26 protein-coding genes are annotated in these 26,153 nt (G+C 75.8%); 17 read left to right on the forward strand and 9 right to left on the reverse strand.

Annotated elements, in window-relative coordinates; all coding sequences use genetic code 11:
- Window positions 1-22: 22 nt before the first annotated feature.
- Entirely contained in the window at window positions 23-508 is a 486-nt protein-coding gene (locus Sya03_RS13915) for an SAV_6107 family HEPN domain-containing protein (protein ID WP_203938691.1), read from the reverse strand.
- A 379-nt stretch (window positions 509-887) separates the two neighbouring features.
- On the opposite strand from Sya03_RS13915, the gene Sya03_RS13920 reads away from it, so the two are divergent.
- Window positions 888-1,703 carry an SDR family NAD(P)-dependent oxidoreductase gene (locus tag Sya03_RS13920; protein ID WP_203938692.1) on the forward strand — a complete coding sequence of 272 codons (816 nt, stop codon included), beginning with the start codon at window positions 888-890 and terminating at the stop codon, window positions 1,701-1,703.
- Window positions 1,700-2,665 (forward strand): EamA family transporter, encoded by a 966-nt coding sequence (locus tag Sya03_RS13925; protein WP_203938693.1) that lies wholly within the window; start codon window positions 1,700-1,702, stop codon window positions 2,663-2,665. Before Sya03_RS13920 ends, Sya03_RS13925 begins: the two co-directional genes overlap by 4 nt.
- Before the next feature lie 7 nt (window positions 2,666-2,672).
- Here the strand turns inward: Sya03_RS13925 and Sya03_RS13930 are convergent, their stop codons facing one another.
- Window positions 2,673-4,988: a protein kinase domain-containing protein gene (locus tag Sya03_RS13930; RefSeq protein WP_203938694.1), complete on the reverse strand. Its 2,316-nt coding sequence runs from the start codon at window positions 4,986-4,988 to the stop codon at window positions 2,673-2,675.
- A 248-nt stretch (window positions 4,989-5,236) separates the two neighbouring features.
- On the opposite strand from Sya03_RS13930, the gene Sya03_RS13935 reads away from it, so the two are divergent.
- The 8 genes from Sya03_RS13935 to Sya03_RS13970 all read left to right on the forward strand — a co-directional run bounded on the left by Sya03_RS13935 (window position 5,237) and on the right by Sya03_RS13970 (window position 15,842).
- Window positions 5,237-5,953: a hypothetical protein gene (locus Sya03_RS13935; protein WP_203938695.1), complete on the forward strand. Its 717-nt coding sequence runs from the start codon at window positions 5,237-5,239 to the stop codon at window positions 5,951-5,953.
- Window positions 5,954-6,254: 301 nt separating this feature from the next.
- On the forward strand, window positions 6,255-7,655 hold the full coding sequence (locus tag Sya03_RS13940; protein WP_203938696.1) for a ferredoxin reductase family protein: 1,401 nt from the start codon (window positions 6,255-6,257) through the stop codon (window positions 7,653-7,655).
- Between the two features lie 100 nt (window positions 7,656-7,755).
- A complete protein-coding gene (locus tag Sya03_RS13945; protein ID WP_239107476.1) occupies window positions 7,756-8,274 on the forward strand; it encodes an FMN-binding protein in 519 nt (172 codons plus the stop codon).
- Window positions 8,271-9,035, forward strand: coding sequence for an FAD:protein FMN transferase (locus Sya03_RS13950; protein WP_203938698.1), 765 nt, complete (start codon window positions 8,271-8,273; stop codon window positions 9,033-9,035). Before Sya03_RS13945 ends, Sya03_RS13950 begins: the two co-directional genes overlap by 4 nt.
- 63 nt (window positions 9,036-9,098) lie before the next feature.
- Entirely contained in the window at window positions 9,099-10,886 is a 1,788-nt protein-coding gene (locus tag Sya03_RS31545; RefSeq protein ID WP_203938699.1) for a glycosyl hydrolase family 28-related protein, read from the forward strand.
- A gap of 81 nt (window positions 10,887-10,967) precedes the next feature.
- Window positions 10,968-14,435 carry an ATP-binding cassette domain-containing protein gene (locus Sya03_RS13960; protein WP_203938700.1) on the forward strand — a complete coding sequence of 1,156 codons (3,468 nt, stop codon included), beginning with the start codon at window positions 10,968-10,970 and terminating at the stop codon, window positions 14,433-14,435.
- Between the two features lie 5 nt (window positions 14,436-14,440).
- Window positions 14,441-15,175: a hypothetical protein gene (locus Sya03_RS13965; protein WP_203938701.1), complete on the forward strand. Its 735-nt coding sequence runs from the start codon at window positions 14,441-14,443 to the stop codon at window positions 15,173-15,175.
- Window positions 15,165-15,842, forward strand: coding sequence for a GDSL-type esterase/lipase family protein (locus Sya03_RS13970; RefSeq protein WP_239107478.1), 678 nt, complete (start codon window positions 15,165-15,167; stop codon window positions 15,840-15,842). Before Sya03_RS13965 ends, Sya03_RS13970 begins: the two co-directional genes overlap by 11 nt.
- On the opposite strand, the gene Sya03_RS13975 is transcribed toward Sya03_RS13970, so the two are convergent.
- Entirely contained in the window at window positions 15,805-16,017 is a 213-nt protein-coding gene (locus tag Sya03_RS13975; RefSeq protein WP_203938702.1) for a dodecin, read from the reverse strand. The two genes, Sya03_RS13970 and Sya03_RS13975, sit on opposite strands and share 38 nt — an antisense overlap.
- Window positions 16,018-16,278: 261 nt before the next feature.
- On the opposite strand from Sya03_RS13975, the gene Sya03_RS13980 reads away from it, so the two are divergent.
- From Sya03_RS13980 to Sya03_RS14005, 6 genes are read left to right on the forward strand one after another with little or no spacing between them, the layout of a single operon-like run.
- Window positions 16,279-16,767, forward strand: a complete 489-nt coding sequence (locus tag Sya03_RS13980; RefSeq protein ID WP_203938703.1) for a YbaK/EbsC family protein — start codon at window positions 16,279-16,281, stop codon at window positions 16,765-16,767.
- Between the two features lies 1 nt (window position 16,768).
- Window positions 16,769-17,476 (forward strand): monooxygenase, encoded by a 708-nt coding sequence (locus tag Sya03_RS13985; RefSeq protein ID WP_203938704.1) that lies wholly within the window; start codon window positions 16,769-16,771, stop codon window positions 17,474-17,476.
- Window positions 17,473-18,051, forward strand: coding sequence for a GNAT family N-acetyltransferase (locus Sya03_RS13990; RefSeq protein ID WP_203938705.1), 579 nt, complete (start codon window positions 17,473-17,475; stop codon window positions 18,049-18,051). The genes Sya03_RS13985 and Sya03_RS13990 overlap by 4 nt, the downstream gene beginning before the upstream one ends.
- Window positions 18,048-18,806: a carotenoid biosynthesis protein gene (locus Sya03_RS13995; protein WP_203938706.1), complete on the forward strand. Its 759-nt coding sequence runs from the start codon at window positions 18,048-18,050 to the stop codon at window positions 18,804-18,806. The genes Sya03_RS13990 and Sya03_RS13995 overlap by 4 nt, the downstream gene beginning before the upstream one ends.
- Complete coding sequence (locus Sya03_RS14000; RefSeq protein WP_203938707.1) at window positions 18,803-19,870, forward strand: glycosyltransferase family 2 protein; 1,068 nt, start codon at window positions 18,803-18,805, stop codon at window positions 19,868-19,870. Before Sya03_RS13995 ends, Sya03_RS14000 begins: the two co-directional genes overlap by 4 nt.
- Entirely contained in the window at window positions 19,843-21,282 is a 1,440-nt protein-coding gene (locus Sya03_RS14005) for a phytoene desaturase family protein (protein WP_370872154.1), read from the forward strand. The genes Sya03_RS14000 and Sya03_RS14005 overlap by 28 nt, the downstream gene beginning before the upstream one ends.
- Before the next feature lie 20 nt (window positions 21,283-21,302).
- Here Sya03_RS14005 and Sya03_RS14010 read toward each other — a convergent pair whose 3' ends face one another.
- The 3 genes from Sya03_RS14010 to metF all read right to left on the reverse strand — a co-directional run bounded on the left by Sya03_RS14010 (window position 21,303) and on the right by metF (window position 23,735).
- The gene (locus Sya03_RS14010) at window positions 21,303-21,740 is read right to left on the reverse strand and encodes an HNH endonuclease (protein ID WP_203938709.1); all 438 of its coding nucleotides are present in this window, start codon (window positions 21,738-21,740) and stop codon (window positions 21,303-21,305) included.
- Between the two features lie 353 nt (window positions 21,741-22,093).
- Window positions 22,094-22,777, reverse strand: a complete 684-nt coding sequence (locus Sya03_RS14015) for a CDP-alcohol phosphatidyltransferase family protein (protein ID WP_203938710.1) — start codon at window positions 22,775-22,777, stop codon at window positions 22,094-22,096.
- Between the two features lie 31 nt (window positions 22,778-22,808).
- A complete protein-coding gene (gene metF, locus Sya03_RS14020; RefSeq protein ID WP_203938711.1) occupies window positions 22,809-23,735 on the reverse strand; it encodes a methylenetetrahydrofolate reductase [NAD(P)H] in 927 nt (308 codons plus the stop codon).
- Window positions 23,736-23,819: 84 nt separating this feature from the next.
- On the opposite strand from metF, the gene Sya03_RS14025 reads away from it, so the two are divergent.
- Window positions 23,820-24,896, forward strand: coding sequence for a polyprenyl synthetase family protein (locus Sya03_RS14025; RefSeq protein WP_239107480.1), 1,077 nt, complete (start codon window positions 23,820-23,822; stop codon window positions 24,894-24,896).
- 171 nt (window positions 24,897-25,067) lie between these two features.
- On the opposite strand, the gene Sya03_RS14030 is transcribed toward Sya03_RS14025, so the two are convergent.
- From Sya03_RS14030 to Sya03_RS14040, 3 genes are read right to left on the reverse strand one after another with little or no spacing between them, the layout of a single operon-like run.
- Window positions 25,068-25,430: a lycopene cyclase domain-containing protein gene (locus tag Sya03_RS14030; protein WP_203938712.1), complete on the reverse strand. Its 363-nt coding sequence runs from the start codon at window positions 25,428-25,430 to the stop codon at window positions 25,068-25,070.
- Window positions 25,427-25,753: a lycopene cyclase domain-containing protein gene (locus Sya03_RS14035; RefSeq protein WP_203938713.1), complete on the reverse strand. Its 327-nt coding sequence runs from the start codon at window positions 25,751-25,753 to the stop codon at window positions 25,427-25,429. Before Sya03_RS14035 ends, Sya03_RS14030 begins: the two co-directional genes overlap by 4 nt.
- 9 nt (window positions 25,754-25,762) lie before the next feature.
- Window positions 25,763-26,134 (reverse strand): Rv2175c family DNA-binding protein, encoded by a 372-nt coding sequence (locus Sya03_RS14040; RefSeq protein WP_203938714.1) that lies wholly within the window; start codon window positions 26,132-26,134, stop codon window positions 25,763-25,765.
- Window positions 26,135-26,153: the final 19 nt, after the last annotated feature.

Here is a 26,153-nt window from a genome sequence, read left to right on the forward strand (position 1 = left end):
GTGCGGGGCGGCGCCTGGGGGGTCAGGCGGCCAGGTCGTCGAAGGGGGCGGGGTCGTCGAGGGCGGGCTGGTGCGCGATGCCGAGGGTGGCCTCGACGACGAGCAGGAAGTGCCCGGCGGCGCGGAGCAGGTCGTCGGCGTCGCGGGCGCTGACGACGCGCGGGATGCCGGCCTCGGCGGCGGCCCGCTTGTGCGCGCCGAGGGCGAAGTAGGTGGCCCACTCGCCCAGCTCGGGGGCGACGAGGACGAGCAGGGACCACACGCTGGTGGCGCGGGGGCCGCGGCGCGACGCCGGGGCGGCGGGCCGGGCGCGGACGGCGAGGACCGCGGCGGCGGCGCGCAGGGCCGCCAGGTGGGCGGTGGCGTAGCGCTGGCCGTCGGCGCGGGTGCGGGCCGCCTCGGCGAGGCCGCGGCGGGCGATCGTGAGCAGCTGGGCGGGGGTGCGGTGCGGCAGCATGTGGGCCGGCACGGTGATCGCCGGGTCGGTCGGGACCGTCGCGCTCGTCATGGGACCTTCTCCTCCGCGAAGCGAAACCTGTGGACGCCGGCGGCACCGGCCGGGCGTGAAGCTTCCCCACACCACGCCCGGCCGGCCTGCCGGCGGGGCCACCGGCCGCCGCCCGGGGGTCGAGGGCGGCGGCCGGTGATCCTGCCTGTGGGCGCCGGACCCGCGAAAGCCCGGAACCCTGGGTCGTGCGGCTCGCGAAACCGCACTGCCCCGGCTGGCTGCGCCGCGAATCGCCGCCCGCCGGGCCGCTAGCACGAACGTTCGACTCAATCGAACACTCGTTCTAACTACGAAGAAGACTACACCGCGGGTCCGACAAAAAAGCAAGCACTCGCGGCGGGTAGCGTCGCAGCGAGGCACAGATCAGAGGGGGTACGGCGTGAGCGAGCGCACCGTCGTCGTGACCGGGGCCAGTTCCGGGGTGGGCCTGGCCGCGGCCGAGCAGTTCGCCCGCGCCGGCGACACCGTGGTCCTGGTGGGCCGCACGCCGGGCCGGCTGGACGAGGCGGCCCGCCGGGTCGAGCGCGCCGGCGGCGGCCGCGAGCCGGGCCGGTTCCGCGCCGACTTCGAGCGGCTCGCCGACGTGCGGGCGCTCGCCGAGCACCTGCTGAGCACGTACCCGAGGATCGACGTCCTGGCGAACAACGCCGGCGGCATGGTGCCGGCGCACCGCGTCACCGACGACGGCCTCGAGGCCACCGTGCAGAGCAACCACCTGGCGCCGTTCCTGCTCACCCGCCTGCTGCGCGAGCGGCTGGCCGGCGGCCGCGTGGTCACCACCGCGTCGCGCGCCCACCGCATGGGCGCGGGCCTCGACCCGGCCGACCTCGTCGGCGCGGCGGGCCGCTACAACACCTGGAAGGTGTACGGCGAGAGCAAGGCCGCCAACATCCTGTTCGCGGCCGAGGCGGCCCGCCGGTGGCCGGACGTCCTGTCGGTGTCGTTCCACCCGGGCGTGGTGCGCAGCAACTTCGGCACGGGCGCGCTGACCCGGTTCTTCTACCGCTGGGCGCCCGGCCTGACCACCCCGGAGGCGGCCGGCGAGCTGCTGGTGTGGCTGGCCACGGTCGCGCCGGACCGGCTGGTGCAGGGCGGCTACTACGTGGGCCGCACCGCCACCACGCCCGACCCGCACGCGGCCGACCCGGCCCGCGCGGCCGCCCTCTGGGAGGCGAGCGAGAAGGCCACCGCATGACGCACCGCCGCCCCCTGCTGGGCGTGGCGATGGTGCTCGCCGGCAGCGTGCTGTTCGCCGTCAACGGCACGGTCTCCAAGCTCGTGCTGCGCGCCGGCTTCGACGCGCCCCAGCTCACCCTCCTGCGCGCGGCCGGCGCGTTCACCGGCCTGCTGCTCATCAGCCTCGTCGTGCGCGGCGGCGTGCGGAACCTGCGGGTCACCCGCCACGAGGTGCCGCTGCTGCTGGCGTACGGGCTCTGCGGCTTCTTCCTCGTCCCGATGCTGTACTTCGTGGCGATCAGCCGGATGCCGGTCGGCATCGCCCTGCTGTTCGAGTACACGGCGCCGCTGCTGGTGGCCCTGTGGGCCCGGTTCGGCCAGCGGCACCGGGTGAAGCCGCGGCTGTGGGCGGGCCTGGCGCTGAGCCTGGCCGGCCTGGCGTGCGTCGCCGAGGTGTGGGGCGAGCTGCGTCTCGACGGCGTGGGTGTGGCCGCGGGCCTGGGCGCGGCGGTGCTGCTGGCGCTGTACTACGTGCTGGGCGCGCGCGGCGTCGAGCGGCGCGACACCCTGTCGCTGTGCACGTGGGCGTTCGGGGCGTCGGCGGTGGCGGGCCTGCTGACCCGGGCGGTGACGGCGGGCACGGGCGGCTGGGAGCCGCTGGCCGAACCGCGCACGGTGCTGCTCTGCGCGTACGTGGTGGTGCTCGGCTCGATCGTGCCGTACCTGCTGCTGGCGGCGTCGCTGCGGCACCTGCCGGCCACCAGCGTGGGCATCATCGGCATGATGGAACCGGTCCTGGCGGCCACTGTGGCGTGGATCACGCTCGGGGCGGGCGAAGCGCTGAATTCGGCCCAGTTGGTGGGCGGCCTGCTCGTCCTGGCGGGCGTCGGCCTCGCCGAGACGGCCCGCACGGCGCCGCCGGCGACGACACCGCCGCCGGCCCCGGACACCCTGACCCCGGTGCCCGGCCGCGGGTCGTGACCGCCCGCTAGTCGAACTGGAAGTGCCGGTCCACCGCGTCGATGGTGGCGGCGAGCGCGGTCGGCTGGTTGCCGGCCGGTCCCAGCGCGAACTCCGCGACGATGCGCACCGAGTGGGCGGAGATGTTCTGCTGCCGGGCGGTGGAGGTCCAGCCGCCCTTCTTGAGGATGTCGACGGCCTGCTTGGCGGCCGGCAGCACGTACTTGCCGAGGCTCTTGCGCTCGGCGGTGCCGGTGTCGGACCACTCGATGGTCAGCACCAGTTTGGCGGCGGGCTGGTCGCCGGCGAGCAGCAGGTTCATGCCGGTGCGGCGGTGCACGACGACGCGGGTGCGGTCCTCGTCCCACTCGTAGCTGCGCAGCGCGTCCGACCTGCTCGCCACCTCCTCGGCGAGCAGGTCGGCGTCGCCGACCGCCGACGGCGCGGTGAGGGCCTTCAGCAGCCGGTCGAGCTCCGTGTGCACCTGCGACATGTCCCAGCGGCTGCTCTGCTTCGTCTTCGTCGCGGCGTCGATGACGCGGGCGAAGCGGGCCGGCAGGGAACGCCAGGACACGTCGTCCACGAGCCGCTCCGCGGCGATCCGGACCGTCTCCGGCCAGTCCCTGTGACCGTGCTCCCCCGGCACGGGATCGCGGCCGCTGACGAGCGAGAACAGCGTCATGCCCAGCCCGAACGAGTCGACGGCGGCGTTGCGGGTCGAGGCGTTCGGGATCCGGACCACCTGTTCGGGCGCCAGATAACCGGCCGCCGAGGAATGCATCACCGAATTCTCGACGGCGCCGCGGTGCCAGGAGAGGTCGAAATCGAGGACGACCACGTCGACCGTGTCGGGATCGGCGTAGAAATTGCGCAGCATCACGTTGGCCGGGCGCAGGTCGCGGTGCAGCACCCGTTCGGGCAGCGCGTGGGCGCGCCGGATGATCTCGCTGAGCCGGACGGAGATCTCGAGTATCTGCTGCCAGCCGGTCAGGTAACCCGACTGGGTGGCCTCGGCGAGATTGGGGCCCTCGATCCATTCCATCGCGACGAAGGCGGGGATCTCGGAGGCCTCCAGGAAACGCACCATCCCGTCGGCGTGGTACTGCTGCAGAATGCGCATCGACCGCACCCCGCGGCGGAATCCCTGCAGCGAATCGGGCTTCGTCCGGATCTCCTCCAGGAGCACCTTCACCGCCACCTCCTGGCCGTCGGGGGCGGCCGCCTTGAAGACCCGCCCGAACGCGCCGCGCGCCACGTCCTCGCGCAGCGTGTAGCCGAGCAGGACGTTGCGCGGCGGCGTCGTGCTCGTGTACCACGCCCGGTAGATGGCCTCGTCGTAGCGGCGGGAGAAGTCGTCGTACTCGTCGTAGCCCTTCGGGTTGGCGGGGTCGAGCAGCCGGCTGGCGTGTTCGTTGAGGACACTGCGGATCTCGTCGGCGCCCCAGGCGGCCATCTCCTCCGCCGGGGGCAGCGACTCCGGCGTCTCGCTGGGCCGGTTGAGCGTGACGCGCGGGAGGTCCACGTCGTCGCGCGGCACGAACTCCAGCAGCGCGTCGATCATCTCGTCGACGTCGCCCGGGCTGTGGTACCGGATCACCTTGATGTTGAGCTTCTCGCCGCGGTCGTCGGTGCCCACGTCGCGCGACGGGGTGAGCCAGTAGTGGCCGGGCACGTTGAGCCGCTTGCGCTCCAGCCAGTCGAACAGGCCGCAGACCTGCAGGTCGTCGTCCGTGACGCCGACGAACAGCAGGGCGTTGGCCTGCACCAGGATCTTGAGGAAGTCCTGGACCCTGCTGTCGCGCAGCGCGGCGTCGACGTGCTCGCGCTCGAACGTCCAGCTGGCGGCGTCCTCGAACTGGCCGTGGAAGTTGACCACGAACTCGCGGCGCTGACCCCAGGACACCTGGGCGATCTGCCGCCGGCCGGAGTACTCGTGCGGCGGCAGGTCGCTGCGCGACTGGGCGAGGTACGCCCGGGTGACGAGCCGGTCGAGGGAGAGGCTGACCATGCCGCGGACCGGCAGGCTCCACAGTCGCTTGTAGATCCGCGGCAGCTCCACCGTGGCGGCGGCGGCGTAGGCCTCCCGCACGGCCCCCGGGAACGAGCCGGCGCCGAGCACCCCGCGCAGGCTGCCGAACGCCCGGCCGAGGTCCGCCTCCTTGAGGATGCGCTCGGCGGCCATCTTCTTGTGCACGGCGTCCGGCCGCTCGAACGAGCCCGCCTTCCGGACGACCTGCTCGACCAGCGCCTCGCGCAGCGCCGGCCACGTCGGCACGTCGGGCACGAATTGCGAGCCGAGGACGACGACGAGGGGCCGGGTCCGCTCGCCGACGATGTCGCGCAATTCGAGATAGGAAGACTGACTGGCATCGAACGACATGCGCGCCCCCGTTGTGAGCCGATGGTGGGCCGATCGGGTCCGGTATACGTTAACGTCCCGCCACGCCCGGCATCGACCACCGGACGGGTGGTGAGCATTCATCGGAACGGAGTTGCATGGACGCAGGACATGAAACCGATTCGCCCGGTGTGGACACTCCGGCCGGGCGGTTGCGGGGGGCGTTGTCGCGGGCCCGGGCGCTGCCCGGAAACGTGAATGCGGCCGAGGGCTGGGCGCGGATTTTCGGCGTCGACCCGGAAAGGGAATCGGCGGAGCTGCTGCTGCGGGGTGCGGCACTGTTGCACGACGCGGCCGCCACCAGGGAATTCATCACGCGGCTGGACGACAACGGGCGGTCCTGGCTGCGCCACTTCGGCGAGGTCGAGGAGACGGTGGCCAACTTCGGCTACCTGTCGGAGGACATGGCGTTCTTCCTGAGCCCGCTGCGCGACACCGGCCTGCACGCGCTGGAGATGTGCGAGGGCCTGCAGCGGCGCACGTCGCGCGAGCCGACCCTGCCGGCGGACACGGTCGCCGAGCTGCTCCGGCAGGTGCAGGACCTGATCGCGGACGTGCGGGCGGCGGCCGACCTGGACGACGAGACCCGGCAGCGGGCCCTGCACCACCTGCTGGAGATCGCCCGGGCGCTGACGCTGGCGCCGCAGCAGGGCGGGGAGCCGCTGCGCCGGGCCGTCGACGAGACGGTCGGCGACGCGGCCCGCGATCCGCGGTGGCTGGAACGGCTGCGCGGCTCCAAGGCGTTCAACGGGTTCGCGGCGGTGCTGCTCGCCACCGACTTCGCGCTCAACCTGGCCCTGGCCGGCAAGGAGCTGCTGGCCGGCGAGGAGGAGCCCAAGCCGTCGACGGTCGTCGTGCAGCTCGTCGAGGGCGGCGATCCCGTCGTGCTGCCCATCGCGCCACCGAAGTGATCCGGATCACACCGCGATCGACCCGATCGCCGATTTCGGGCCGTCCGGCCGAGGCGCCGCCGCCCGGTGGCGGCCGCCTCGGGGCCCGGTCGGCCGTCGCCGGCTCCCCGCACGCACCCACTGCCTCAACCGACTAAACGGGCGAAGGCCTACGTCCGGGCCACTCGGGCGCCGTCGCGGTCGCCCGGACCACCCGGGAGGTGGACACGAAACCGCCCGGCGAGGGGTTTCCGGACGGTCGGCGGGGCGGCCACAGAAAGAATTAAGGCGGCCGTAAAACAGCGTCTGGCACCGTAGTCGGGTGACCGCTGCCGCACAGAGCGCTCCCCCCGCCCTCCGCCGCCCGGCGCCCACCCCGCGCTGGTGGGGCCCGTTCGCGCTGTTCGCCGGCGGGCTCAGCCTCGTCGCCGTCGTCGCGTTGTGGATCCGCAACGGCGGGGCGTTCGACCTGACCCAGGGCGCGTTCGGGGGGTACCTGACCGCCGTCGGGCGGCTCACCGGGCTGCTCGCCACCCAGCTCATGCTGATCCAGGTGCTGCTGATGGCGCGCATCCCGCTCGTGGAGCGCGCCTTCGGCCAGGACACCCTCGCCCGGGTGCACCGGGTCACGGGGTTCACCTCGTTCAACCTGATGCTCGCGCACATCGTGCTGATCACGTTCGGCTACGCGGCCGGCGTCGATCAGGGGCCGGTGGCGCAGTTCTGGAGCCTCGTCACCACGTACCCGGGCATGTTGCTCGCGACCGCGGCCACCGCGTGCCTGGTGCTGGTGGTCGTGACCTCGATCCGGGCGGCGCGGCGCAAGCTGCGCTACGAGTCGTGGCACCTGCTGCACCTGTACGCGTACCTCGGCATCGGCCTGGCCCTGCCGCACCAGCTGTGGACCGGCACCGACTTCGTCAGCTCGCCCGAGGCGCGGGCGTTCTGGTGGGGGATGTACCTGTTCGCGGCCGGCGCCGTGCTGGTGTGCCGCATCGGCATCCCGATCCGGCGCAGCCTGCGGCACCGGCTGGAGGTGGCGTCGGTGGTGCCGGAGGGGCCGGGGCTGACCTCGGTGTACCTGCGCGGCCGCGAGCTGGACCGGCTGCCCGCGCGGGCCGGGCAGTTCATGCTGTGGCGGTTCCTCGACGGGCCGGGGTGGTCGCGGGCGCACCCGTTCTCGCTGTCCGGGCCGCCGCGGGCCGACCTGCTGCGGATCACCGTGAAGGAGCTGGGCGACGGCAGCCGCCGGGTGTCGACGATGGCGCCGGGCACGAAGGTGCTGATCGAGGGGCCGTACGGCAAGCTCACCGGCCAGACGTACGACGGCGGGCCGGTCACCATGTTCGCCTGCGGCATCGGCATCACGCCGCTGCTGGCGCTGCTGTGGGAGCTGCCGTACCGGCCCGGAGAGGCGACCCTGGTGTTCCGCGCCCGCACCGACGACGACCTGGCGTTCGCCGAGGAGCTGGACTGGCTCGTGAAGAACCGCGGCCTGCGCGTCGTCGACCTGATCGGCCCGCGCGCCCGGCCCGACTCGTGGCTGCCGCAGGAGTACGGCGACTACAGCGACCTGGAGGCCGTGCAGGCCATCGCTCCGGACGTCGCCGGGCACCATGTGTACGTGTGCGGCCCGGACGCCTGGACGGAGTCGGTGCGCGGGGCGATGCGCGAGGCCGGCGTGCCCGCGAACCGGCTGCACACCGAGCGCTTCGCGTGGTGACTCCCCGTTTCCACCCCCGCTGACGGTGAACCGGCCGCGCCGGTGACCCGTACCGGAGGGTGGAGAAGGGAGAACGATGCGCCGGATCACCCTGTGGCTCATGTCGACTGTCGGAGCCCTGGTGTTGTTGTTCAGCTACCGCACCAGCACCCAGGCCCCCTCGCACGACGTGGTCGACGCGTCCCAGGCCCGCCCCGGGCCCGCCCCCGCCGACGACGCCCCGACCCGGGAGCCGAGGCCGGCGGGCGAGGACGACGAGGACGAGGGCCGCGACGCCGAGGACGACGACGAGGGCGGTGACGGCGGCGGTGACGGCGGCGGCCGCGAGGAGTCCGCCGACGCCGGCGGGACCTTCGAGGGCGCGCTGGCCCAGACCGCGCAGGGCCCCGTCCAGGTCAGCATCACCGTCGAGGGCGGCCGGATCACCGACGTCGGCGTGCTCACCGCGCCGAGCGGCTCGGGCCGGCACGAGGAGATCAACTCGCGGGCGCTGCCGATCCTCGAGGAGGACGCGCTCGCCAAGCAGAGCGCCGACGTCGACACCGTCTCGGGCGCCACCGCCACCAGCGGCGGCTACCGGGAGTCCCTGCAGGCCGCGATCGACGCCGCGAACCTGTGACCGCCGCCGTCCTGGAGCGCAGGGCCTGGGTCGAGCAGGTGATGGGCCTGCCGGTCAGCGTGCACGTGCGCGGGCCCCGGCCCGGCGCCGCCGCCGACGCGGTGGCGCGGCTGTTCGCAGAGCTGCGGCGCGCCGACGCGGTGTTCAGCCCGTACCGCGACGACAGCGAGCTGAACCGGCTGGAGCGCGGCGAGCTGGCCCTGCGCGACGCCGACCACACGATGCCCGAGGTGCTGCACCTGTGCGGCGAGGCGCGGCGGCGCACGGCCGGCTGGTTCGATGCCCGCGGCCTGCCCGACCCGCGCACCGGCCGCCCCCGGCTCGACCCGTCCGGCCTGGTGAAGGGCTGGGCGGCGGAGCGGGCCGCGGGCCACCTGGCGGGCCTGGACGGCCACGGCTGGTGCCTGAACGCGGGCGGCGACGTGCTGGTGTCCGATGCGGACGGTCACCCGCCGTGGCGGGTCGGCATCGAGGACCCGGCCGCGCCGGGCCGGATCCTGCGGGTGGTCGAGGTCCGCTCCGGGGCGGTCGCCACCTCCGGCGACGCGCACCGCGGCGCGCACATCGTGGACCCGCACACGGGACGCCCGGCGACCGCGGTGCGCTCGGTGAGCGTGCGCGGCCCGTCGCTGATGTGGGCCGATGTGCACGCCACCGCGGCCGCCGCGCGCGGCTCGCTGGCGGGGCTGCCGCCCGGCTACAGCGGGCTGCTGGTGGCCCGCGACGGCACGGTGACCGCGTCGCCGGACTGGCCGGGCTGAAGTCTGGCTTAGATCTTCCGCCGGCGGCCGCCGCGCCCGCGGCCGCGCCCGTATCGTGCGGCGATGTCCCACCGCCGCCGGGCCGGCCTCGCCGGTCTCCTCGCCGCCGCGCTGGCCGCCACCGCCCTCACGGTGTCGGCCTGGTCGGCCGCCCCGCCGCGGGCGTCCGCCGGAAGCGCCGGCACGGTCGCCGGGCGCGGCGCCGCCGTCCCGTTCGTGGAGCACGAGGCCGAGGACGCCGCCACCACGGGCACGGTGCTGGCCCCCGGCCGCCGCTACGGCACCCTGGCCGCGGAGGCGTCCGGCCGGCGCGCGGTCGTCCTCGACGCCCCCGGCGAGTACGTCGAGTTCACCCTGACCGCCCCCGCCGACGCCGTCACGGTGCGCTACAGCATCCCGGACAGCGCGGACGGCCGGGGCCGCGACGGCGCGCTGCTGGCCCGCGCCGGCACGTCGGTGACCACCCTGGACCTGACCTCCCGGTACGGCTGGTTCTACGGCCCCCACCCGCACACCAACGTCCCGGCCGACGGCACCCCGCACCACTTCTACGACGAGACCCGCGCGCTGCTGGGCGCTGTCCACCCGGCCGGCGCCACGGTCCGGCTGGAGGCGGCCGGCACGCCCGTCACCGTGGACCTGGCCGACTTCGAGCTGGCGGGCGACCCGCTGCCGAAGCCGCCGGGCGCCCTCGACGTGGTCGCCGACTTCGGCGCCGACCCGGCCGGCCGGGCCGAGGCCACCGCCCGCTTCCAGGCCGCCGTCGACGCGGGCCGGGCGCAGGGCCGGCCGGTGTACGTGCCCGCCGGCCGCTACCTGCTGCACGACCACGTCGTCGTCGACGACGTCACGCTGCAGGGCGCCGGGCCGTGGCACACCGTCCTCGGCGGCCGGCACCCCACCGACCGCGCCCGGGCGGCGGGCGTCTTCGGCCGGTTCGCCGCCGACGGCGCCGCCAGCCGCGGCGTCACCGTGCGCGACCTGGCGATCATCGGCGAGATCACCGAGCGCGTCGACGACGCCCCGGTCGGCGCCATCGGCGGCTCCCTCACCGACTCGGTCGTCGCGAACGTGTGGCTGCAGCACACCAAGGTCGGCGTGTGGCTCGACGGGCCGGCGGACAACTTCACGCTGCGCGACAGCCGGATCCTCGACCAGACCGCCGACGGCGTGAACTTCCACCGCGGCGTCACGAACTCGGCGGTCACGAACACGTTCGTCCGCAACACCGGCGACGACGGCCTGGCCATGTGGGCGCAGGACCTGCCGAACGCGGGCAACGCGTTCACCCGCAACACCGTCGTCGCGCCGATCCTGGCCAACAACATCGCGGTGTACGGCGGCCGCGACATCACCGTCGCCGACAACGTGGTGGCGGACACGGTCACCAACGGCGGCGGCATCCACGTCGGCAACCGGTACCCGGGGGTACGCGGCCCGACCGCGGTCGCCGGCACGGTCACGCTGGCCCGCAACACGCTGCTCCGGGCCGGCGCGGGCGACCGCAACTGGGACTTCGGCGTCGGCGCGCTCTGGTTCGACGGCCTGAACGAGCCGATCGCGGGCGCGACGATCGACGTCACCGACACGGACATCGTGGACAGTTCGTACGCGGCGGTGCACGTCGTCGAGGGCGCCGTGACCGGCCTGCGCCTGACCCGGGTGCGGATCGACGGCGCCGGCACGTACGCGGTGCAGCTGCAGGCCCCGGGCGCGGCGACGTTCACCGGCGTGACCGCCACCCGGGTGGCGCAGGCCGCCACGCCGGTGCACCGCTGCGGCACCGGCTTCGTGCTCTCCGGCGTCGACTGGCCGTCGGTGTGCGGGCCCTGGCCCGCGCCGGTGTGGTGAGCGCGGCACCGTAAACCCGTTGAGGCCGCCGCGCCGCGGGGGCAGGCTGGGGTCATCCCCCAACCGCCCGGAGGCCTCACCATGCGCCTGTTCAGCGACCTCTGGCGAACGTCACCCCGCCGGACCGGCCTGGTGGTGGCACTGATCGTGCTCGGCGCCGCCGGTCAGGCCGGCGCCGCCGCGCTCGCCGGGCCCGTCCTGCTGGACCGGTCCACCACGCTGTTCCTGCTGCTCGCCGCGGGCCTCACCGCGGCCGTGCTGACCGACGTCGCCGTCAACCTCATCGCGGCCCGGCTCACCGCCGACTGGGCCGCCGACGTGCGCCGCCGGCTGTGCCGGGTCGCGTTCGGCCAGCCGCTGCCCGCGCTGGAGGGCACCCCGGTCGGCGAGCTGCTCGACCGCATCGACGGCGACGTCTACCAGGTCGGCTCCGCGCTGCGCGGCCAGTGCCTGCGGCTCGCCCAGTCCGTCGCGGTGGGCGTGCTGAGCGTCGCGCTCGCCTTCACCGTGTGGTGGCCGGCCGGCATCGGCATGCTCGTGCTCGCCGCGATCCTCGTCGCCGTCCTGCGCAAACCGGCCTCGCGGATCGGCCCGGCCCGGATGGCCGAGGAGGAGGCCTGGTCCGACCTGGCCGCCGTGATGGAGGAGGCCGTCCACGGCCAGGACGACGTGCGCACCAGCCTGGCCCGCCCGTACGTGCTGCGCCTGTACGCCCGCCGCGCCAGCGCCGTGCTGAGCCGCGGCCGGCGGGTGTGGCGGATGTCGGCGCGGGTCATGACGACCGCGGGCGGCATCACCCGCGGCGGCATCGCCCTGGTCGTGGTGGGCGGCGTGCTCGCCCTGGCCGCGGGCGTCGTCGACGGCGCCCGCCTCACGTCGGTGTGGCTGCTGGCGCTGGCCTTCGGCATGACCGTCGAGCAGATCACCCGGATGGTGCCCGAGCTGCAGTACGCCCTCGGCGCGTGGGGCCGGGTGCAGCTGCTGCGCGACTCCGCCCAGGAACCCGCCGGCGGCGCCCGGCCCGCCGACGGCGACCTCACCGTGCGCGGGCTGACGTTCCGCTACGGCGAGGACGCCGCCCGCCCGCCGGCGCTGCACGACGTCGACCTGACGTTCGCCCGCGGCCGCTCGTACGCGCTGGTCGGGCGCAGCGGCTCCGGCAAGTCCACGCTGGCCAAGGTGCTCACCCGGTCCGTCGACGTGCCCCGCGGCACGGTGCGGCTCGGCGGCACCGACCTCGTCGACCTGGACGTCGAGGCGCTGCGCCGGTGGATCGCCGTGGTCACCCAGCGCACCGAGATCCTGGCCGGCACGCTGGCCGAGAACGTCGCCCTGTTCGACCCGGAGCTGACGTCGCGCGCCGAGCGGGCCCTGCACGAGCTGGGCCTGGCCGGCTGGGTGGCGAGCCTGCCCGACGGCATGCGGACCCGGCTCGGCGACGGCGGTCACAAGCTGTCCGCCGGGCAGGAGCAGCTGGTCGCGTTCGCCCGCATCCTCGTGCGCGACCCGCAGGTGGTCATCCTCGACGAGGCCACCGCCCGGATGGACCCGGTCACCGAGCTGTGGGTGCAGCACGCCACCGAGCGGCTCGTCCGCGGCCGCATCGCCATCGTCATCGCGCACCGGCTGTCGTCGGTGCAGAGCTGCGACGAGGTCGTCGTGCTCGCCGACGGCCGGGTCGTCGAGGCGGGCCCGATGGCCGAGAGCGAGCGCTTCGCCCGGCTGCTGGCCAGCAGCAACGCCGCGGTGCCCGTGGCCGCGGGGTCGGGCGCGCGCGGCGGCGTCGCGCTGGCCGAGCGCGACGCCGACGGCCCGGTCGCCGCCGGGCACGGCACGCCGGTGACCGCCGACCCGCCGCCGCTGCCGCCGGCCGCCCCGGCCCGCACGCTGCGGGAGATCCTGCGCCTCGGCGTCAACGACCCCCGGTACGGCCTGAACGCGGTCTGCTGGTTCGCGTTCATGATGCTGTTCGGGCTCGACGGCACGCTGCTGCCGTGGCTGTGGGCCGACCTGGTCGACGGGCAGGGCGGCGTGTGGCTGCCCGCCACCGGCATCGTCGCCGGGCTGGTCGTGGCGGTGCCGGCGATGTACTTCACCGGCGCGTGGTTCCCCGAGTGGTGGGTCCGGCAGATGCTGCGGATCAGCCTGCGGCTGGTGCACGGCCAGACCGGGCCGCGCCGGATCAGCGCGCACACCCCCGCCGAGGTGGTCGCGCAGGGCGGCGACACCGAACGCGTGGTGCAGCTGGCCGACAACCTCATCGACCAGTTCATCTGCCTGACCGTGATCGTGTCGATGACGGTGGTGTCGGGCTCGTTCTGGCCGGCGCTGTTCTTCCTCGGCGCGATGCTGCTGTCCGGCCTCGCCGCCACCGTGTTCGGGCCGGGGCTGGCCGGCGCCGCGAAGCGCACGGTCGCGTCGCGGGCGGCGTTCGCCACCGCCCTGGTGTCGTCGCTGTCGGCGGCGCGCACGGTGAAGCTGGCCGGCGCGACCCGCCCGGTGCTCGACCACCTGGCCCACCTCGACACGGTGCGCAGCGACCACCAGCGGCGCGAGATCGCCGTGCAGGTGTGGGCGCGGTCCACCCCGGCCGTCGCCAGCGGCCTGCTGCCGCTCGCGGCGTGGGGCCTGTACCTGGCGGGCGACCTGAGCGCGGCGGCCACCCTGGTGGCGGTGTCGACGCTCGGCTCGGCGCGCTGGTTCGCGTGGACCACCGCGTCGCTGGTGTCGCAGCTGCCGTCGGCGCGGGTGTGGACCCGGCGCACCGTGTCCATGGCGGGCGTCGGGGCGTACTCGGCGCCGGTGCCCGGGGTGGACATCTCGGCGGGCACCGCGCCCGCCCCGGACGTCACCACCCGCAACCCGCTGCGCCGGCTCGACCTGCGCGGCTTCACCGCCGTGCACGAGAACGGCGCGGTCGGCGCGGGCGGCATCGACCTGACCGTCGAGCGCGGCCAGCTCGTGCTCGTCGTCGGGCCGGTCGGCGCGGGCAAGAGCTCGCTGCTGCGGGCGCTGGCCGGCATCGTGCACCACACGGGAGAGCTGCGCTGGAACGGCGAGCCGGTCACCGAGCCGGAGCTGTTCCTGCGGCCCGGCCAGGTCGGCTACGTCGCGCAGCTGCCCCGGGTGCTGTCCGGCACCGTCGCCGACAACATCGCCCTCGGCCACACCGTCGACGCGGCCGGCGCCGTCAGCACCGCGCAGCTGGAGCACGACCTGGCGGCGGCCGGCGGCGGGCTGGGCCTGGTCATCGGGCACAAGGGCACCCGGCTGTCCGGCGGTCAGCTCCAGCGCCTCGCCCTGGCCCGGGCGCTGGCGCCGCGCACCGAGCTGCTCATCGCCGACGACGTCTCGTCCGCCCTGGACGTGACGACCGAGCTGGAGCTGTGGCAGGCACTGCGCGCGCACGGCGTCACCGTGGTCGGGTCGACGTCGAAGCGGGCCGCGCTCGCCCAGGCCGACCGGGTGGTGGTGCTGATCGGCGGCGCCGCCGTCGCCCAGGGCACCTGGGACGAGCTCGCCCCGCGGTGGGGCCACCTGGCAGGCTGACCGGCATGCCGCACCGGCTCGCCCGGGAACCGGCCGTCGCGGTGTTCGCCGCGGCGGTCCGGCCCCTGGCGCGGGCGCTGTACGTCGGCGGCTCGCTGGCGTCCGGCGACTACCGCCCGGGCATCAGCGACGTCGACGCGGTCGCCGTGGTGGCCGCGGCCCCGCCGGACGACGCGCTGACCGCCCTGCACCGCCGCGCGGGCGCGCCGAAGCTGCACTGCGCGTACCTGGTGGCGGGCGAGGCGGACGACCCGGACCGGGAGCACCCGTACTGGGCGGTGGGCGAACTGTGGCGCCGCCCGGTCGGCGGCATCGCCCGCGCCGAGCTGCACGCCTTCGGCATCACGGTGTTCGGGCCGCCGCCCGCCGCGTTCGTGCCGCCGCTGCCGCCCGCGGCGGTCCGGGCGGCGGCCCGCGCCGAGCTGACCGGCTTCTGGGCGGGCGCCACGGCCCGCCCGGAGCTGTGGCTGGAGGACCTGTACGTCGACCTGGGCCTCACCACGCTGGCCCGGGTCCGGGCGACGGTCACGACGGGCCGCCTCGTCACCAAGCGCGAGGCGATCGACGACCTGCCCGCGCTGGGCGTCCCGCCGGACCTGGCGGCGGAGATCCGGGCCCGCCGCGAGGGCCGCCCCACCCCGCTGACGGAGCCGCAGCGCCGGGCCCGCGCCGAGCTCGCCCGCCGCCTCATGGTCGACGGCTCGGCCGCGGTGCTCGCCCTCCCGGACCGTGAATCGTGACGGAAGCATCGGGGCGCGCCGCGCGTTGACCACCGGCGTGACCCTCACCCTCGCCGTCCTCGGCGACTCCATCGCGTACGGGCAGGGCGCGTCGCGGCCGGCCGACACGGTCGGCGCGCGGCTGGCGGCCCGGCTGCGGGCGGCCGGCACCGACGTCGACGTGCACGTCGTCGCCGTGCCCGGGGCGCGCAGCCAGGGCCTCGCCGCGCAGGTGCAGCGCGCGGCGCCCGCCCGGCCCGACGTGGCGCTGATCATCATCGGCGCGAACGACGTCACCCACCTCGTGCCGCCGCAGCAGGCGGCGGCGCACCTCGGCGACGCGGTCCGGGCGCTGCGCGCCGCGGGCGCCGAGGTGGTCGTCGCGCCCGCGCCGGACCTGAGCGTGGTGCCGTGGGTGCCGCCGCAGATGCGGGCCGCCGTTCGCGCCGGGTGCGCCGCGTTCCAGCAGGCGCAGATCCGGGCGGCGGCGGCCGCGGGCGCCCGGGTCGCCGACCCCGCCGGCGGCTCGGCCACCGGTTTCGCCGTCGACCCGGGCCTGTTCAGCGCCGACCGGTTCCACCCGTCGAGCGCGGGCTACGCGGTGATCACCGACGCGGTGGCCCCCGCGGTGGAGGCCGCGGTGGAGGCGGTCACAGCTCGTCGAGCCGGAACCCGACCTTCATCGTGACCTGGACGTGCGCCACGTCGCCGTCCGCGAGGTGACCGCGGATCTCGGTCACCTCGAACCAGTCGAGGTTGTGCAGGGTCTGCGACGCGCGCCGCACGGCGTTGCGGATGGCCTGGTCGACGCCGTCGGGCGAGCTGCCGACGATCTCGGTCACGCGGTAGGTGTGGTCACTCATCCGCTCAGTATGGGGCGGAAACGCGGGTCCGCGGCGATCGTGCTGTTCGGCGTCCTCGCGGTCCATCTGGACCGGGCGGGCCGGGGCTCCTCGATCGCGGGGCCGGTGCTGCTGGGCTTCGCCGCGTGGGCGCCGCCCTGGACCTGCCGGTGCCCGCCGCCGTGCTGGTGGGGGCCGGTCTGGCGCCGCCGACGGCCGCCGGTGACCGGCGGTGGCGGCTGTGCTGACGGGTGCCGCCGGTCATCGGGCAGGATGGGAGGCATGCAGGACCATCCGAACGTCGTGGCCGTGCAGGACGCCCTGGACGCCGCGGGCGCGGCCACCGCCGCCGGCGAGCCGTCCCGGGTCGTCGTGCTGGACGACGCCGTGCACACCGCCGCCGCGGCCGCCGAGGCGCTCGGCGTGACCGTGGGCCAGATCGCCAACTCGCTGATCTTCGACGCCGACGGCCGGCCGCTGCTCGTGCTCACCTCCGGCGCGCACCGGGTCGACACGGCGAAGGTCGCCGCGCTGGTCGGGGTGGCGAAGCTGGGCCGGGCCACGCCGGAGTTCGTCCGGGCGCACACCGGCCAGCCGATCGGCGGGGTCGCGCCGCTGGGCCACCCGAAGCCGGTGCGCACGCTCGTCGACCGCGCGCTGGCGCAGTACGACGTGGTGTGGGCCGCGGGTGGGGTGCCCCGGGCGGTGTTCCCGACGACGTACGCGGAGCTGCTGCGGGTCACCGCCGGCGACGCCGCCGACGTGGCCTGACGTGGACCCGCTGGTCACGCTGCACGTGTGGCGGGTGCCGCGGCGGCGGGTGCCGGCCGCGTTCGCCCGGCTGGCCGTCGACCGGCGGCGGCTGCGCGCCCTGCCCGGGGTGCGGTTCGGCAAGCTGCTCGGCACCGGGACCGGCACCGGCTTCGGGCCGGGCGACGCCGACCTGACCCGGTACGCGGCCGTCGTCTCGTGGGCCGACCCGGACGCGGCGGCCGCGTTCGACGGCTCGCGGCTGGCCCGCGACTGGGCCCGGATCGCCGACGGCAGCGCCCGCGTCGACCTGACGCCGCTGGTCAGCCGCGGCCGGTGGTCGGGCGTCGAGCCGTTCGCCGCGACCGGGCGGCGCGCCGACGGGACGATCCTGGCGCTGACCAGGGCCCGGCTGGCGCCGCGCAAGGCGCTGACGTTCTGGCGGGCCGTCCCGCCGGTGGCGCGGGCGCTGCACGAGGCCCCCGGGCTGCTGGCCCGGTTCGGGGTGGGCGAGGCGCCGGTCGGCTGGCAGGGCACGGTGAGCGTGTGGCGCAGCGCGACGGACCTGACGCGCTTCGCGTACCGTCAGCCGGAGCACCGCGCGGTGGTCGAGCGCACGCCCGCCGACCGCTGGTACGCCGAGGAGTTGTTCGCCCGGTTCGCGGTGCGCGACATCAGCGGCGACCGCGCCGTGCTGGGCTGGCAGGACGAGAAGGAGAACGCACGGTGAGGCTCGTGCCGTGGCAGCCGGACGACCTGGTCCGGCGGCTGCCCGACGTCGTCGCCGTGTACGGCGAGGCGATGGGCTACCGCAAGGAGCTGCTGGAGACCCGCCGCGGCTACATCGCCGCGCACGTGCGCCGCCCCGGCTTCCGCGCCGTCGCCACCCTCACCACCGACGGCCAGCTCGCCGGCTTCGGCTACGGCTACACGTCCGCGGGCGGGCAGTGGTGGCACGACCAGGTGCGCTCCGCGCTGAGCGACGCCGAGCGGCGCACCTGGCTCACCGACTGCTTCGAGGTGGTCGAGCTGCACGTGCGGCCCGCCGCGCAGGGCCACCGCATCGGCTCGCGGCAGCTGCGGGCGCTGCTGGCGATGGCCGCCGGGTCCACCTGCCTGCTGTCGACGCCGGAGGCGGACGAGAAGACGTCGCGCGCGTGGCGGCTGTACCGCGGCTTCGGGTTCATCGACGTGCTGCGCGACTTCCACTTCCCCGGCGACGAGCGGGCGTTCGCGGTGCTCGGCCGGGAGCTGCCGCTGGCGGCGGACCGGCGCGACGCGGCACCCGCCGCCGAACGCGCTTGAGACGCCTGCCCTGGGCGCTGCTGGCGGCGCTCGTCCTCACCCAGATCTGCTACCCGCTCACCGCGGGCGGCACCCGCGCGGCGTGCACGGTGCTCACCGTCGTCCTCGGGTACGTGCTGTCGGTGTCGCACGCGGCGCTCTCCCGCGGGCCGCGCGCCGCCCTGGCGCTGGTGGCCGTGGCCACCGCGGGCGGCTGGGCCGTCGAGGCGGTCGGCGTCGCCACCGGGTTCCCGTTCGGCACCTACGACTACTCCGGCCAGCTCGGCCCGAAGCTGCTCGGCGTCCCGCTGATCATCCCGCTGGCCTGGACGTGGATGGCGTGGCCGGCCTGGCTGGCGGCCGGGCGCCTGGTGTCGTCGGTGGCCGCCCGGGTGGTGGTGGCCGCGGCGGGGCTGGCCGCGTGGGACCTGTTCCTCGACCCGCAGATGGTCGCCGAGGGCTACTGGACGTGGCAGAGCCCGACGCCCGCGCTGCCCGGCGTGCCCGGCATCCCGGTCGGCAACTACCTGGGCTGGCTGGGCTTCGCGGTGCTGCTGATGGCGGGCCTGGCCCGGTTCGTGCCGGACCGGGCGGGCGCCGACGACGCCCCGATGCTCGCGCTGTACCTGTGGACGTACGGCTCGTCGGTGCTCGCCCACGCCGTGTTCCTCGGCCTGCCCGCGTCGGCCGCCTGGGGCGGGGTGGGGATGGGGCTGGTCGCCGTGCCGCTCGCGGTGCAGCTCGCCCGATCGCGCCGCGCCCGGGTGCCGGCGTGATCTGGGCGCTCACCGGCGTGGTGGCGGCGCTGACCCTGCACACGATCGTCAACGCCCGGCTGCTGCGCCGCCCCGACCCGCGCGCGGCCGCCGCCGAGCCGGTGTCGGTGCTGCTGCCGCTGCGCGACGAGGCCGCCCGGGTCACCCCGTGCCTGCGGGCCCTGCTGGAGCAGCGCGGCGACGTCGAGATCGTCGTGCTGGACGACGGGTCCACCGACGGCACCGCCGACGTGGTGCGCGCCGTCGCCGGCGACCGGGTGCGGCTGATCAGCGGCGGCGACCTGCCGGCCGGCTGGCTCGGCAAGCCGCACGCCTGCCAGGTGCTCGCCGACGCCGCCCGGCCGGAGTCCACCGCCCTGGTGTTCGTCGACGCCGACGTGGTGCTCGCGCCCGGGGCGGTCGGCTCGTGCGTGGCGCTGCTGCGCTCCGCCGGGGTGGACCTGCTGTCGCCGTACCCGCGGATCACCGGGGCGGGCCGGCTGGTGCAGCCGCTGCTGCAGTGGACGTGGCTGACGTTCCTGCCGCTGCGCGCCATGGAGCGCTCGCCGCGGCCGTCGCTGGCCGCCGCCGGCGGGCAGTTCCTCGTCGCCGACCGGGCCGGGTACCGCCGCGCCGGCGGGCACGCCGCCGTCCGCGGCACCGTGCTGGAGGACGTCGAGCTGGCCCGGGCCGTGAAGCGCGCCGGCGGGCGGATCGCCCTCGCCGACGCGTCGGCGCAGGCCACCTGCCGCATGTACGAGTCGTGGCGCGAGCTGGCCGACGGCTACACCAAGTCGCTGTGGGCGTCGCCGGGCGCCGGGTTCGGGGCGGTCCTGCTCCTGCTCGGGTACGTGCTGCCGCCCGCGCTGGCGCTCACCGGCCGCCCCGCGCTGGTGGCCGGCGGGTCGGCGGCGTACCTGCTCGGCGTCGCCGGCCGGGTCGTGTCGGCCCGCGCCACCGGCGGCCGGGCCTGGCCGGACGCCCTGGCGCATCCGGTGTCGGCGGCGCTGTTCGGGTGGCTGGTCGTGCGGTCGTGGCGGCGGCGTCGCACGATCACCTGGCGGGGACGGGCGGTGGTGACGTGAGGATCGTCGTGATCGGCGCGGGCGTCGGCGGGCTGACGGCGGCGGCGCGGCTGGCCGCCCTCGGCCACCGGGTCACGGTGTTCGAGGCGGCGGGGACGGTGGGCGGCAAGCTCGGCCGGTACGACCGCGACGGCCACGTCTTCGACACCGGCCCGAGCCTGCTCACCCTGCCGCAGCTGTTCACCGACCTGGACCTGGACCTGGTGCCGCTCGACCCGGTGGTGCGGCACGTCTTCGCCGACGGGGTGACGCTGGACTCGTCGTCGTCGCACCCGGAGTTCCTGGCCCGCATCGCCGCCGCCCTCGGCCCGTCCGCCGCCGACGACTGGGACCGGCTGTGGCGCCGCGCCGCCCGCATCTGGGACGCGTCGTGGCGCTCGGTGCTGCAACGCCCGGTCGACACCCCGCTCGCCCTGGCCGGGCTGGCGTGGCGGCTCGGCGACCTGGCCGCGATCGCGCCCGGGCTGACCCTGCGCGGGCTCGGCCGCCGCTACCTGCGCGACCCGCGCCTGCGCACCCTGCTCGACCGTTACGCCACGTACACCGGCGCCGACCCGCGCCGCGCGCCCGCCGCGCTGGCCGCCATCCCGTACGCGGAGCTGAACTTCGGCGGCTGGTACGTGCGCGGCGGCCTGCGCGCCATCGCCGACGCGCTGCTGGAGCGCTGCCGGTCCCTCGGCGTCCACGTCGAGCTGGGCGCCCCCGTGCGCGCCGTGACGGTCACCGGTGGCCGCGCCACCGGCGTGGTGCTGGCGTCCGGGGCGGCGGTCGCGTGCGACGCGGTGGTGTCCAACGTGGACGCGCTCACGCTGTACCGGGACCTGCTGCCCACGCCGGGGCGGCTGGCGGGCCTGGCGGCGCGCAGCCTGGCGGGCTTCGTCCTGCTGCTCGGGGTGCGCGGCGCGACGCCGGAACTGGCCCACCACACGGTGTTCTTCCCGCGCGACTACGACGCCGAGTTCGACGCGGTGTTCGGCGGCCGCCCGCCCGCCGACCCCACGGTCTTCGTCACCCGCGCCGACGACCCCGCGGTCGCCCCGCCCGGCCACGAGTCGTGGTTCGTGCTGGTCAACGCGCCGCGCCACGGCCGGGCGCCGTCCGCCGTGGACTGGGAGCGGCCCGGCCTGGCCGACGCGTACCGCGACCGGGTCCTCGACGTGCTGGCGGCCCGCGGCCTGGACGTGCGGTCCCGGCTCACGTTCGCCGAGACCCGCACGCCCGCCTGGCTGGCCGCCGAGACGCTGTCGCCCGGCGGCGCCATCTACGGCACGGCCGGCGGCCTGCTGCGCCCGCCGAACCGCGGCCCGGTGCCGGGCCTGTTCCTCGTCGGCGGCTCCACCCACCCGGGCGGCGGCCTGCCGATGGTGACGCTGTCGGCGGCCATCGTGGCCGACCGGATCGGCCCGGCCTGACGACCGCCGCCCGGCGGCCGTCAGGACAGGGCCAGCTGCGCCCACGTCGGCTCGGCCGGCGCGCGGCGCAGCGTCAGGCCCGCCTCGGCGGGCGTGCGGTCGGCCTTGCGGTGGTTGCACCGGCCGCAGGCCGCCACCGTGTTGCGCCACGTGTTGCCGCCGCCGCGCGAGCGCGGAAGGACGTGGTCGACCGTCGACGCCGCCCGGCCGCAGTACGCGCACCGGCGGCCGTCGCGGGCCAGCACGCCCTGCCGCGACCACGCCGGGCCGCGGCTGTGCCGCCAGCGCGTCACCACGTAGCTGACCAGCCGCACCACCGTCGGCACCGGGAACACCCCGATCCGCCGGTCCGGCTCCGCCTCGTGCACGACCGCCACCTCGCGGAACAGCATCCGCACGGCGTGCCGGACGCTGACCCGGTGCAGCGGGCCGAGGTCGGCGTTGAGAACGAGCACCACCGGGCCACCTCCTTCACCTGTCGACACCTGCGTGGACCCCGGCGGAGTCGAACCGCCGGCCTGCGGCCTGCCGCGAGCCCCCCGACGCCGGACCCGGGCCGGGTCCGGCGCGGCGCGCCTGCGGCCCCCGTGACCGCACGACGCGCCCGTCCCTCCACAGTGGAGGGACGGCACAAAAAAGAAACCGTCCCCGGCAACCGGGAACGGGCGGGCCGACGCGCGGGCGGGTCAGCCGTGCCCGTCACCCATCGATCCGGCGTCGCGCAGCATCGTCACGCTCCTGACCTGGTCGTTGTCCGGTGACGCAGACCACGGTAGGGCGTGCGGAACCGCGCCGACAATCGATTTCGCGATCATCGGCGCAGCGCCCGGCGGACCCCGCCGAACAGCTGGCCCAGGCCGAACACCGCGAAGAACAGCCACGCCACCGCGCCCACCGTCGCGGTGCCCGCGAGCAGGTCCGGGTTCAGCAGGCCCGCCGCCCCGGCCAGCAGCAGCGCCACCAGCGCCACCGACACCCGGGTCGGCCGCTCCGCCACCGTCACCACGCCCACCTCGGTCATCCCGGCGGCGACGGCGCGGGCGCGCAGGTACTCGTGCAGCCAGCTCACCGCGCCGCCCGCCACGACCAGGCCGCCGGGGGCGCCCGCCACCCACAGCGCGGCCAGCCAGGCGGCCTCGCCGACCCGGTCGGCGACCGAGTCGTACACGAACCCGAGGCGCGAGGTGCGCTCGCTGGCGACGGCGACCGCGCCGTCCAGGGCGTCGGCCACCCCGGCCAGCAGCACCAGGCCGGCGGCGACGAGCGCCCCGACCGGCCCGCGCGACGCCGCGACCGGCACGGCCAGGCAGATCAGCAGGCCCGCGGCGGTCACGGCCGTCGGCGACACCCGCAGGCGGCCGAGCAGGCTGCCGCCCGCGTACGCGAGGCGCACCCAGCCCCGCACGACGGGCGACGCGGCCCGCGGGTCGAAGCCGCCGTGCAGCTTCGACCAGGCGGTCGCGTACTGGTCCCAGGTGAGCACCCGTCCAGCCAATCACGCCGGGGCACGCCCGTGCGGGTGATCGTCAGGCGGGTGCGGTCGCGGGGGCCGTCGCGGCGAGCTGCTGCCACACCTCGCGCGTCGCCGTCGAGCGGTTCAGCGTGATGAAGTGGATGCCCGGCACGCCCTCGTCGAGCAGCCGCCGGCACATCTCCGAACACAGCTCGATGCCCAGCTCACGCACCGCCGCCTCGTCGCCGGCCAGCCGCTCGAAGCGCTCCAGCAGCGCCGGCGGGAACGGCGCGCCCGACAGCTGCGTCGACCGCTCGATCGTGGCCATCCGGGTGACCGGCATGACACCCGGCACGATCGGGGTGTCGCAGCCGGCCGCCGCCACCCGGTCGCGCAGCCGCAGGTACTCGTCGGCGTCGAAGAACATCTGGGTGATGGCGAAGTCGGCGCCCGCCCGGCACTTGCGGATGAAGTTGCGGGTGTCGCTGTCGGTGTCGGCCGACCGCGGGTGCTTGTACGGGAACGCGGCCACCCCGACGCTGAAGTCGCCGATCTCGCGCAGCAGCCGGACCAGGTCCTCCGCGTACAGCACGCCGTCGGGGTGCTGCACCCACTCGCCCATCGGGTTGCCCGGCGGGTCGCCCCGCACGGCGAGGATGTTGCGGATGCCCGCCCCGGCGAGCCGGCCGATCACGTTGCGCAGCTCGGCGACCGAGTGGTTGACCGCCGTCAGGTGCGCCATCGGCAGCAGCGTCGTCTCCGTCGCCACCCGCTCGGTCACCGCCACGGTGGTGTCGCGCGTGGTGCCGCCCGCGCCGTAGGTGATCGACACGAACGACGGGCGCAGCGACTCCAGCTCGCGGATCGCCTGCCAGAGCAGCCGCTCGCCGTCCGCCGTCTTCGGCGGGAAGAACTCGAACGAGAACGTCGGCTCCGCCCCGCGGATCAGGTCGCCGATCGACGGCGAGGCGGGGAGCCGGGAAGGAAGTCCGAGTGCCACGGCCGGAATGGTACCGGCCGCGACGCGGCGCACCGGACGTCGTCCCACCCGGCGGATGATCCGCACAGGTACTAGCGTCGTGCCGTGACCAGCGACATCTCGCCGCTCGACACGGCCGGCCTGCGCCAGCGTGTCGACCGCGCGCTCGCCGACTTCCTCGCCCGCCGGCGCGCCGACCTGGCCGCGATCGACCCCGCCCTCGGCCCGGTCGCCGACGCCGTGGACGCGTTCGTGCTGGGCGGCGGCAAGCGGCTGCGGCCCGCGTTCGCCTACTGGGGCTACCGCGCGGCCGGCGGCCCCGACGGCGACGCGGTGGTGGCGGCGGTGGCGGCGCTGGAGCTGGTGCAGGCCAGCGCCCTGATCCACGACGACCTGATGGACCGCTCCGACACCCGGCGCGGCGAACCCGCCGTGCACCGCCGCTTCGAGGCCCTGCACGGCAAGGCCGGCTGGCAGGGCGACGCGGCCGCGTTCGGCGACAGCGCCGCCATCCTGCTCGGCGACCTGACCCTCGTCTGGTCGGACGAGCTGCTGCACACCGCCGGCGTCGACCCGGCCGCCCTGGCCCGCGCCCGCCCCGTGTTCGACGCGATGCGCACCGAGGTCACCGTCGGCCAGTACCTGGACGTGCTCACCCAGGCCACCGGCGAGATGTCCGTCGAGCGGGCCGGCAAGGTGGCCCGCTACAAGTCGGCCAAGTACACGGTGGAGCGGCCGCTGCTGCTGGGCGCCGCCCTGGCCGGGGCGCCGGCGGCGCTGAGCGCGGCGTACAGCGCCTTCGGGCTGCCGCTGGGCGAGGCGTTCCAGCTCCGCGACGACGTCCTCGGCGTCTTCGGCGACCCGGCCGTCACGGGCAAGCCGGCGGGAGACGACCTGCGCGAGGGCAAGCGCACCTACCTGGTCGCCGCGGCCTGCGCCACCGCGCCCGAGGCGGACCGCACGGAACTGCTGTCCCGCCTCGGCGACCCGGCCCTGGACGCCGCGGGCGTCGACCGGCTCCGCACGATCATCGAGTCCTCGGGCGCCCTGCGCCGCACCGAGGAGCGCATCGCCGAACTCACCGCCGAGGCGGCAGCGGCCCTGACCGCCGCCGACGTCGACCCGGACGCCGCGGCGGTCCTACGCCGCCTCGCCGACGCGGCCACCCGCCGCACCGTCTGACGTCAACCCGGCCGGCCACCAGCCGGCGAGTCGGAGAGCGACCGACCGAGGTTCCGGGGGCGGGGTGGCCCACGGAGGGATCAAGCCTGACCGCCCGGAGTGGGCCACCCCGCCCCCGGAACCGACCAAGCGCAACCCGAGGGCAGGATCGGCCTCACCGGCCCGACGCTGTCAGGAGCGGGTGCGGTCGCGCAGGCGTTCGAGCAGGCGGCTGCCCTCGCCCGCGGCCGGGGTGCGCTGCACGCCGCGGCGGCCGTGCCAGACCCACAGCGACAGGGTGAACAGCACCAGCGCGAAGCCGAAGAACAGGTCCTCGACCGGGGCGAACACGATGCGCAGGCCCAGGATCGCGGCCGGGTCGTACAGGACGATGCCGCGGCCGGTGAGGATGCCGTTGGAGATGAGCTGGAACAGGATGATGATCGGGTACGTCGCCCAGAACACGGCGCGGGTCAGCAGCCGGGTGCGCAGCACGAACAGGTCGACGACCGCGGCGACGGCCACGCCGAGCAGCGCGGCGGCGGTGTAGCTCACTCGTCACCCGCCGGGCGGCGCAGGACGGCGCGGACGGCCTCGAAGCCGAGGATCGCGCACACCGGCACGACGACGAAGAACAGCACCTCGTCGACGGGCAGGCCGCCGGGCAGGACCAGCCCGGTGGTCTGGGCGGGGTCGAACGTCCAGTGCCCGGCGGCGATGGCGGCCAGGTCCCAGACGGCGAACACGACGACCACCGGCAGCACCGTGAGGGCGAGGCGGCGCCACCGGCGCAGCACGTTGACGCGCAGCACCGGTTCGAGCCAGCAGGCCGCCGCGAAGCAGAAGGCCAGGACCGCCAAGTAGGAGAGGTGTCCCATCCGCGGCGGTCAGAACCCGAGCGCCTGGGCGCGCCGCTTGACCTCGCGGGCGCGGTCGCCGCCGAGCGCTGCGGCGGGGGTCCCGCCGAGCGTTTCGTCCGGTTCGTACAGCCACCGGAGGGCCTCTTCGTCGTTGTACCCGGCGTCGTGGAGCAACGTGAGGACGCCGGGGAGGTGCTTGAGCACGGTGTCGTTGGTCACCAGCTCAGCGGGCACCACGCGGATGCCGTCACGACGAGTGGCGAGCAGCGCGCGCTCGCGGATCATCTGGTGGACCTTGGTGATCGGGACGTCCAGCTTCTCGGCGACGTCCGGCAGCGCGATCCACGCGGCCGGCTCGCCGGCCGGACGCAGTTCGCCCACGGGTACGGAATCGGTCACGGGTCAACCCTGCCATGCC

It is taken from the genome of Spirilliplanes yamanashiensis (assembly GCF_016863475.1).
GTDB classification, from domain to species: domain Bacteria; phylum Actinomycetota; class Actinomycetes; order Mycobacteriales; family Micromonosporaceae; genus Spirilliplanes; species Spirilliplanes yamanashiensis.